This window comes from Mycobacterium sp. (genome assembly GCF_035640695.1).
Taxonomy (GTDB): domain Bacteria; phylum Actinomycetota; class Actinomycetes; order Mycobacteriales; family Mycobacteriaceae; genus Mycobacterium.
The window spans coordinates 1-7864 of sequence record NZ_DASQVQ010000188.1; the positions used below are offsets into that span (position 1 = coordinate 1).

At 66.8% G+C, this 7864-nt stretch carries 9 protein-coding genes and 1 pseudogene; 3 read left to right on the forward strand and 7 right to left on the reverse strand.

Annotated elements, in window-relative coordinates; all coding sequences use genetic code 11:
* Positions 1-758, reverse strand: a 758-nt coding sequence (locus VE759_RS22035; RefSeq protein WP_324936414.1) for a sigma-70 family RNA polymerase sigma factor, incomplete at its 3' end; no start/stop codon positions are given.
* 100 nt (positions 759-858) lie between these two features.
* Here VE759_RS22035 and VE759_RS22040 point away from each other — a divergent pair.
* Both VE759_RS22040 and VE759_RS22045 read left to right on the forward strand, forming a co-directional pair.
* Complete coding sequence (locus tag VE759_RS22040) at positions 859-1233, forward strand: DoxX family protein (RefSeq protein WP_324936416.1); 375 nt, start codon at positions 859-861, stop codon at positions 1231-1233.
* 285 nt (positions 1234-1518) lie between these two features.
* Complete coding sequence (locus VE759_RS22045) at positions 1519-2349, forward strand: SDR family NAD(P)-dependent oxidoreductase (protein ID WP_324936418.1); 831 nt, start codon at positions 1519-1521, stop codon at positions 2347-2349.
* On the opposite strand, the gene VE759_RS22050 is transcribed toward VE759_RS22045, so the two are convergent.
* The 3 genes from VE759_RS22050 to VE759_RS22060 are packed head-to-tail and all read right to left on the reverse strand — an operon-like array spanning position 2346 to position 5467.
* Positions 2346-3221: a glycine betaine ABC transporter substrate-binding protein gene (locus tag VE759_RS22050; protein ID WP_324936420.1), complete on the reverse strand. Its 876-nt coding sequence runs from the start codon at positions 3219-3221 to the stop codon at positions 2346-2348. The genes VE759_RS22045 and VE759_RS22050 overlap by 4 nt on opposite strands.
* Positions 3218-4432 (reverse strand): NADP-dependent malic enzyme, encoded by a 1215-nt coding sequence (locus VE759_RS22055; protein ID WP_324936421.1) that lies wholly within the window; start codon positions 4430-4432, stop codon positions 3218-3220. The genes VE759_RS22050 and VE759_RS22055 overlap by 4 nt, the downstream gene beginning before the upstream one ends.
* Positions 4433-4477: 45 nt before the next feature.
* A complete protein-coding gene (locus VE759_RS22060) occupies positions 4478-5467 on the reverse strand; it encodes a malate dehydrogenase (RefSeq protein WP_324936423.1) in 990 nt (329 codons plus the stop codon).
* Positions 5468-5640: 173 nt separating this feature from the next.
* Here VE759_RS22060 and corA point away from each other — a divergent pair, with 173 nt between their 5' ends.
* The gene (gene corA, locus VE759_RS22065; protein WP_324936425.1) at positions 5641-6744 is read left to right on the forward strand and encodes a magnesium/cobalt transporter CorA; all 1104 of its coding nucleotides are present in this window, start codon (positions 5641-5643) and stop codon (positions 6742-6744) included.
* Here the strand turns inward: corA and VE759_RS22070 are convergent.
* The 3 genes and pseudogenes from VE759_RS22070 to VE759_RS22080 form a co-directional block, all read right to left on the reverse strand.
* A complete protein-coding gene (locus VE759_RS22070; RefSeq protein WP_324936427.1) occupies positions 6741-6902 on the reverse strand; it encodes a hypothetical protein in 162 nt (53 codons plus the stop codon). The two genes, corA and VE759_RS22070, sit on opposite strands and share 4 nt — an antisense overlap.
* Positions 6899-7435: a suppressor of fused domain protein gene (locus VE759_RS22075; protein WP_414687977.1), complete on the reverse strand. Its 537-nt coding sequence runs from the start codon at positions 7433-7435 to the stop codon at positions 6899-6901. Before VE759_RS22075 ends, VE759_RS22070 begins: the two co-directional genes overlap by 4 nt.
* A pseudogene (locus VE759_RS22080) lies at positions 7432-7864 on the reverse strand (ABC transporter ATP-binding protein); the annotation flags it as partial. The pseudogene VE759_RS22080 and the gene VE759_RS22075, both read right to left, overlap by 4 nt.

A 7864-nucleotide genomic window follows, 5' to 3' on the forward strand; every position in this document is an offset into this window, starting at 1 on the left:
TTGACGGTGACCACCGCCCCGACCGCGCCATTCACTAGCACAGGGTGCAATTGGGCACCGCGTGGGGCGCGGGCCCACTTGGCCACGGCCTGCATGCCGCGCACGACGACCGGGGGCCGGCCGGCGCCCAGATCGGCGCGCAGCACGACATCGGGGTCGAGCACCTGGACCAGGCCCGCAAAGTCGCCGGCCCGCGAAGCGGCGAAGAACGCGTCGACTACTTGCCGCTGACGTGCCAGATCCAGGTCGGGCGCTGGGATCTCGGCGCCTTTCAGTCGTCGCCGCGCTCGGCTGGCGAGCTGTCTGGCGGCCGTCGGGGTGCGTCCGACCACGGGGGCGATCTCCTCGAACGGCAGCTCGAACATGTCGTGTAGCACGAACGCCAACCGCTCGGCCGGGTTGAGAGAGTCGAGCACGACGAGCAGAGCCAGGCCTACCGAGTCGGCCAGCAACGCCTCCTGCTCAGGGTCGGTTTTCCCGTCGGAGGTGATGATCGGGTCGGGCATGCGCGATTCGAAAGAGTCCTCCCGGCGGTGTCGGCGGGAACGCAGCATGTGCAGGCATTCTCGGGCGACGACCGTCGTCAGCCATGCGCCGAGGTTGTCGATCCGGTCCGACCTGGATTGGCTCAGCCGTAGCCAAGCGTCCTGGACGGCGTCATCTGCGTCGGCCAGCGATCCAAGCATCCGATACGCCACCGCCCGCAGCCGGGGCCGGTGCTGCTCAAACCGCTCAGCCAGCCACTCCTTCTGATCCATTGGTCACACCATCCCGTCGCGAGGGCTCTATGTAGATGAACCGGCAAACCCGGTGAATGTGACACCCAGCGACAAATCGTGCCTTCAAGGAGCATTTGCGATGTTTACTGCCTACCTCACGATCACCCTCGTGGCGGCCACCATGGTCGCCTTCTCCGCGTACGCTCTTTTCACCCACAAGCAGTTTGTGGTGGAACCCATTGAACGGTTAGGTGTTCCGCGCTCGTGGTGGCCCTGGCTGGCCACCGCTAAAGCCGCAGGGGCAACAGGTCTGGTCGTCGGCCTTTTCGTGCCGGTCATCGGAGTCCTGGCTGGAATCTGCCTGGTGCTGTATTTCGCCGGAGCCGTGATTATTTCGATGATGCGGCGCTGGTATGCACACATCCCAGTCCCACTGCTGTACGCGGCGCCGGTGATCTCAGCCCTCGCGGTCGGCTTTGCAGCAGGCTGGCCACAGTGGATCGCAAGCTTGTAGCGCGACGCGACGGACCGTTAGGACCACAAGGGGCCCTGAGTCACATCTACTGCGGTCCGCGCCAAGCAGGTTCCTGAACCTCGCGGGGTGAGTCCGGACCTGCTGAACTGATAACTCAGCCGGCGGCTGGTCTCCGCGTTCGTGAAGGCGGCCGCCAACTCGACCGGTGGGATCGCCGCAGTACTCGTAGCGGCGGCGGTGGTTAAACCAGTTGGCTGGCGTGCGTAGAGTGTCATCGGCGTGTCAGCGGCACTGACACGTGCGCTCGTGCGAGGAGGGTGGGTAATGGAGGGCTTTGCCGGCAAGGTTGCCGTCATCACGGGCGCCGGTTCGGGAATCGGACAGGCGCTCGCGGTCGAGCTGGCCCGCTCCGCGGCCAAGCTGGCGATCAGCGACGTCAACACCGAAGGGCTCGCCGAGACCGAGGAGCGGGTCACCGCGATCGGCGCGCCGGTCAAGTGCGACCGCCTCGACGTCACCGAGCGCGAGGCGTTTCTGGCCTACGCCGACGCTGTGAAGCAGCACTTCGGCGTCGTCAATCAGATCTACAACAACGCCGGCATCGCGTTCGCAGGCGACATTGAGGTCTGCGGCTTCAAGGACATCGAACGCGTAATGGACGTCGACTACTGGGGCGTGGTCAACGGCACCAAGGCGTTCCTACCCCATCTGATCGAGTCGGGCGATGGCCACGTCATCAACGTCTCTAGCGTCTTCGGATTGTTCTCGGTGCCGGGCCAGGCGGCCTACAACGCGGCCAAGTTCGCCGTCCGCGGCTTCACCGAGGCGCTGCGGCAGGAGATGATCCTGGCCGGCCACCCGGTGAAGGTGACGACCGTGCACCCTGGCGGCATCAAGACCGCGATCGCACGCAATATGACGGCAGCGGAAGGGCTCGACAAAGACGATCTGGCCAACACGTTCGACAAGCGGCTCGCCCACACCAGCCCGCAGCGCGCCGCGCGCATCATCCTCGACGGCGTACGCAAGAACAAGGCCCGCGTACTGGTCGGCGCCGACGCCAAGATCCTCGACCTCATCGTTCGCGCCACCGGATCGGGATACCAGCGCATCTTCACTCCGGTGCTCGAACGATTGGCGCCGGGCGCCCACTAAGTACGACCCAGCGGATGCTCGGCCAGCCATGCGCCGGCCACCTGCCCGGGATCGGCGCCGTTGCCGACCTGCCGACGCATGTCGGTGAGCGCGGCGGTATCAAGTTCGCCTGCCACCTCGTTGATGGCCAGCAGCTGCCGTTCGGCCAGCTCGTTGCGGCGGTACAGCGGCACCACGTTTTCCGCCTGCACCAGCGGCGGCCGGCGATCGGCCAGCACCACCACATCGGCGGGCACCCCCGGGTCCGCCGTCGTGGTCCACGCCGCGTTGATCACCCCGGCCCGCAGTGCCATGAATAGCGCTGTCTCACTTGGGAATTGATGCGGCGTGCCGAGCTTGCACCCGGCCAGCTCCGCCGGCGCCACGACCGCGGCGACGGTGCCGCTGTTGACCTGGGCACAGTTGCGCACCAACGCGGTGAGGTCGCGGCCGCCCCACGCTCGAGCGGTCGTCTCGGTGACCGCGGCGGCGAGCTTGTCCTGGGCCGCCGTGGCGTAGTCGCCCGCGGCGAGGCCTTCCGGCAGCGCCGCTACCATCGCGCGGTAGACGTGCACGTCGGACACCTGCGCCGCACCGGGCTGCAGCCGCTGCAACACTTTGCCGGTGAAGGCGGGGACGACGTCGTATGCCCCGGCGTCCAATTTGTCTAGCGGGTCGGGTGCCGACTCGACGCGTGCCGACGCGCCGTAGGAGTGCAGCGCGCCGGCGTAGACGTTGCCTAACAGCATCGACTCGGGATCTGCGCGGGTTCCGACGACGAATTCGCGTTGGGGCTGATGGCCGCCACAACCGGCCAGGGTCAGCGACCCCGCCGTCGCCGCCAGTGCGAGCGCCGCCGCCAGCGCCAGCCCGACCAGCCGGTTTCGAATCACCCCACGGCGTCCGACGCCGCCACCCCCGCGACATCTGCCGCCGCCGCCGCCACCGCCCTGGCGACCGCCGTCCCGACCCGCGGGTCAAGCGGGCTCGGCACGATCCGGTCCGGCGCCAGGTCATCGGCCACAACCGAGAAGATCGCCTCGGCGGCGGCCAGCTTCATCTTCTCGGTGATCCGGTGCGCGCCCGCGTCGAGGGCGCCTCGGAACACGCCGGGAAACGCCAGCACGTTGTTGATCTGATTCGGGAAATCGCTGCGTCCGGTGGCGACCACCGCCGCGTACTTGGCGGCCAGATCAGGATGAATCTCAGGATCAGGATTCGACAGCGCGAACACGATGCCGCCGGGCGCCATCGTCGCGATCAGCTCCTCCGGGACCACGCCCCCCGAGAGGCCGAGGAACACGTCGGCCCCCTTGAGCGCCTCCACCATGCCGCCGGTCAGGCCCTCAGGGTTGGTGCGCTGCGCCAACCCGGCCTTCACAGTGTTCATTCCGGCGCGGCCCGGATGCAGAATGCCGCGGGAGTCCAACACCGTCATGTCCGAAATTCCTGCGGACAGCAACATATTGGCGCACGCGACGCCCGCAGCGCCGACACCGGAGATCACCATGCGCAGCGACTGCATGTCACGGTCGAGCACCTTGGTGGCGCCGAGCAAGGCGGCCAGCACGACGATCGCCGTGCCGTGTTGGTCGTCGTGCACGACCGGGCAGTCCAGCGCCTCGATGAGGCGGCGTTCGATCTCGAAGCAGCGCGGCGCGGAGATGTCTTCGAGGTTGACGGCGCCGAACGTCGGCCGCAGCCGTACCAGGGTTTCGACGATCTCGTCGGGATCCTTGGTGTCCAACACGATCGGGATCGCATCCAAACCGCCGAAAGCCTTGATCAGCGCGCACTTGCCCTCCATCACCGGCAGCGCCGCCGCCGGGCCGATGTCACCGAGACCGAGTACCGCGGTGCCGTCGCTGACCACCGCCACCAGTCGGTTCGCCCAGGTGTAGCGGGCAGCCAAGGTGTGATCGGCGGCGATCGCCCGACTGACCTGCGCCACGCCCGGCGTGTAGGCGATCGACAGGGCGCGCTGGGTGTCCAGCGAGGCCTTCAGTTCCACGGAAAGCTTGCCAGCCGCGTGGGCCTCGAAGATTTCCTCGTCTCCGACGACGATCGGGGGTGTTTTCCCCTCTTCCGGCACTATTTCGGGCACGGCCTCAGGGTACTGGGCCTGATCAACGAAACCGGCGTTGCCGGCTCAGATCAGGCCGAGTTCGGATACCGCCTTGCGCTCGTCGGCGAGCTCGGCGGTCGACTTGTCGATCCGGCCGCGGGAGAACTCGTCGATCTCCAGGCCGCCGACAATCGACCAGTTGCCATCCTTCGTCGTCACCGGGAACGAGCAGATCAGGCCCTCCGGCACGTCGTAGCTGCCGTCGGAAACGACCGCCATCGAGACCCAATTCCCCTCCGGAGTGCCGAACAGCCAGTCTCGGGCGGCGTCGATCGTCGCCGACGCGGCGGAGGCGGCCGACGAGGCTCCGCGGGCGTCAATGATCGCCGCGCCGCGCTTGGCGACGGTCGGGATGAAGTCGTTTTCAATCCAGGCCTGGTCGTTGACGACCTCGGCCGCGTTCTTGCCGCCGACCTCGGCATGGAATATGTCCGGGTACTGCGTGGCCGAGTGGTTGCCCCAGATCGTCATCTTCTTGATGTCGGTCACCGCGGCGCCGGTCTTCTTGGCCAGCTGCGAGATCGCCCGGTTGTGGTCGAGGCGGGTCAGCGCGGAAAATCGCTCACGCGGGATATCGGGTGCGTTGGTCATCGCGATCAGCGCGTTGGTATTGGCCGGGTTGCCGGTCACGCCGACGCGGACGTCGTCCGCGGCGACCTCGTTGAGGGCCTTGCCCTGGGCGGTGAAGATTGCGCCGTTGGCCTCGAGCAGGTCGCTGCGCTCCATGCCAGGACCGCGCGGCCGCGCACCGACGAGCAGGGCCAAGTTCACGCCGTCGAAGATCTCGGTCGCGTCGGCGCCGATCTCGACGCCGCCCAGCAGCGGGAAGGCGCAGTCGTCGAGCTCCATGACCACGCCCTCCAGCGCCTTCAGGGCGGGCTCGATCTCGAGCAGCCGCAACTCGATCGGGCGGTCGGCGCCCAGCAGCGAACCGCTTGCCAGGCGGAACAGCAGGCTGTAGCCGATCTGGCCGGCCGCGCCGGTGACGGCAACCTTGAGGGGAGTTGTGCTCACGTCGGGTTGCTCCTCGTTGTAAGACGCTAAGTTGCAAAGTGGTTTCGGGCTCGAAACTAGCGCACCGCACCGCACGCCCGTCGACGACCTCGTCGCCGCGGCCCGCGTTGACCTGGCGACGCGTAGCATTGACGAGGCCGATCAGACCTGCGCTGGGACGGGAGATTGACCCGATGCCATCGTTTCGCGCATTGCCCCCCTCGCTTCGATCAGTCGCGCGGGGCAACGTGCGCGAACCCGACGCGCGGTCGATTCACATCCCTGTTGCACGCGCCATGGTGGATTGCGGCGTTTACGTCGACGGCCAGCGGCTGCCCGGCAAGTACACCCACGCCGCCGCGCTGGCAAAGGTGCGCGAGGTCGAGCGGGCCGGCAAACAAGCCTTCGTTTGGATCGGCCTGCACGAACCCGACGAGCACCAGATGCAGGCGGTCGCCGGGGTGTTCGGGCTGCACGAGCTGGCCGTTGAGGACGCCGTGCATGCGCATCAGCGGCCGAAGTTGGAACGCTACGACAAGACGCTGTTCCTGGTGCTCAAGACCGTCAGATACGTGGAGCACGAATCCGTCGCTAAGGCTCGCGAAATCGTCGAGACCGGCGAGATCATGATCTTCGTCGGCGCCGACTTCGTCGTGACCGTCCGTCACGGGGAACACAGCGGTCTCGCCAGCGTCCGTAAGCGCCTGGACGCGTCGCCCGCGATCATGAAACTCGGTCCCTACGCCATCATGCACGCGATCGCCGATCACGTCGTGGACAGCTACCTCGATGTCACCGATCTGATGGAGACCGACATCGACGCGATCGAAGAGGACGTCTTCTCGCCAGGCACGTACACCAACATCGAATGCATCTATCTGCTCAAGCGGGAGGTCGTCGAGCTGCGCCGGGCGGTCAGCCCGTTGACGCTGGCGCTGCAGCGGCTCGGCACCGACCACGACGACCTGATCTCGATTGAGGTCAGGCGATACATGCGCGACGTTCTCGACCACCAGATCCAAGCGTCCGACCGGATCACCAGCTACGACGACATGCTGAGCTCACTGGTGCAAGCGGCGCTCGGCAAGGTCGCGATGCAGCAGAACATCGACATGCGAAAGATCTCGGCCTGGGTGGCGATCGCCGCGGTGCCGACCGCAATCGCCGGCATCTACGGGATGAACTTCCAGCACATGCCTGAATTGCAATGGGCCTGGGGATATCCCGCGGTGTTGACGTTGATGCTCGCGATCTGCGCACTGCTGTATCGCACGTTCCGCCACAATCATTGGCTCTAGTCGTCATCGGGACGTCGAGGAGCCTCGCGTCCGCTGTAGCGGACCATGAATATCGCGGCGGCGATACCAAGTACCAGAAGTCCCAGCACGCCTACCCCGCCTTCGAACGTGGTCGCCTTGGAAGTCACCGACCGGCCGCTCTTCGCGCGAGGGCTCATCGGCGCGGATCGAGCGTGTCGACGCCGTCCTCACGCCACGCCTGACGCATTGCGCCGGCGCCCTTGAGCCGGACCCATGCCGCTTCGTTGGCGGTGATCGGTATGGCCTGGAAGAACACGACCTCGGCCGCTGGCTCAATAGCGCTGGGCCCCAACAAGAACGCAGTGAACGGCGCCATCTCCCACAACGGCTGGCCCAGGTCGACGAGCGCGTCGTCGGTGAGCACCAATCCCTCGACCGCGGGCGCGGCGGCCAGCACCGCCACGCTGCGCGCAAAGCCGGCGCCGGTGGCCGTGCCGCGCAGACTCACCACCACCTCCGCGCGCGGGCCCCGCACCGGGTCGTCCTCCATCGCATGACGCGAACATCCAACCGAAACGTAATGCGTGACGCCGCCGCGATCCGGCCCGAACCGCAGCACGTCGATACCCTCGAGTCCGATGAACGCCACGCTGGCCGATTCGGGCTCGGCAGTGATGCCTGCCGCGGCGAAGTGTTTGCGCAGATGCGCACGGACCTCGTCGAGAATCACTCAGCCGGCGGCGGAATCGTCAGGTTGGCACCCGATTCGGCGTCGAACACCAGAATCTTGGATGTGTCGAACGCCAGCTCGATCTGCTCGCCCGGCTTCGCCTTCGACTCCGCGGAAAGCCTTGCGACGAACTCGTTTTCGCCGATTTCCGACTCGGCTGCGAGTTCGGCCAACTGAACCGACTTGGCGCCGGCGCCGGGCGCGCTAAAGTACACGAGCTTCTCCGAGCCAAGCGATTCCACGATCTCGGCCTTCACCTGGAAGGTCAGGGCACGGATCCGCTGGTAGACGTCGATCAGCGCGGCGTCCGCGAGATGCTCGGGGCGAATCCCGACGATGACGTTGTTCGGCTTCGGGTGCTGGGCGATGGTGTCGAGCACGTCCTGAGTCAGCGTGACCTCGCCGAACGCCAGGCTCACCCCGGTCGGG

Excerpts from the sequence above, each read along its gene's own strand:
- VE759_RS22040 (WP_324936416.1), top strand. The coding sequence starts at position 859 with ATGTTTACTGCCTACCTCACGATCACCCTCGTGGCGGCCACCATGGTC.
- VE759_RS22045 (WP_324936418.1), top strand. The coding sequence starts at position 1,519 with ATGGAGGGCTTTGCCGGCAAGGTTGCCGTCATCACGGGCGCCGGTTCG.
- corA (WP_324936425.1), top strand. The coding sequence starts at position 5,641 with ATGCCATCGTTTCGCGCATTGCCCCCCTCGCTTCGATCAGTCGCGCGG.
- VE759_RS22070 (WP_324936427.1), bottom strand. The coding sequence starts at position 6,902 with ATGAGCCCTCGCGCGAAGAGCGGCCGGTCGGTGACTTCCAAGGCGACC.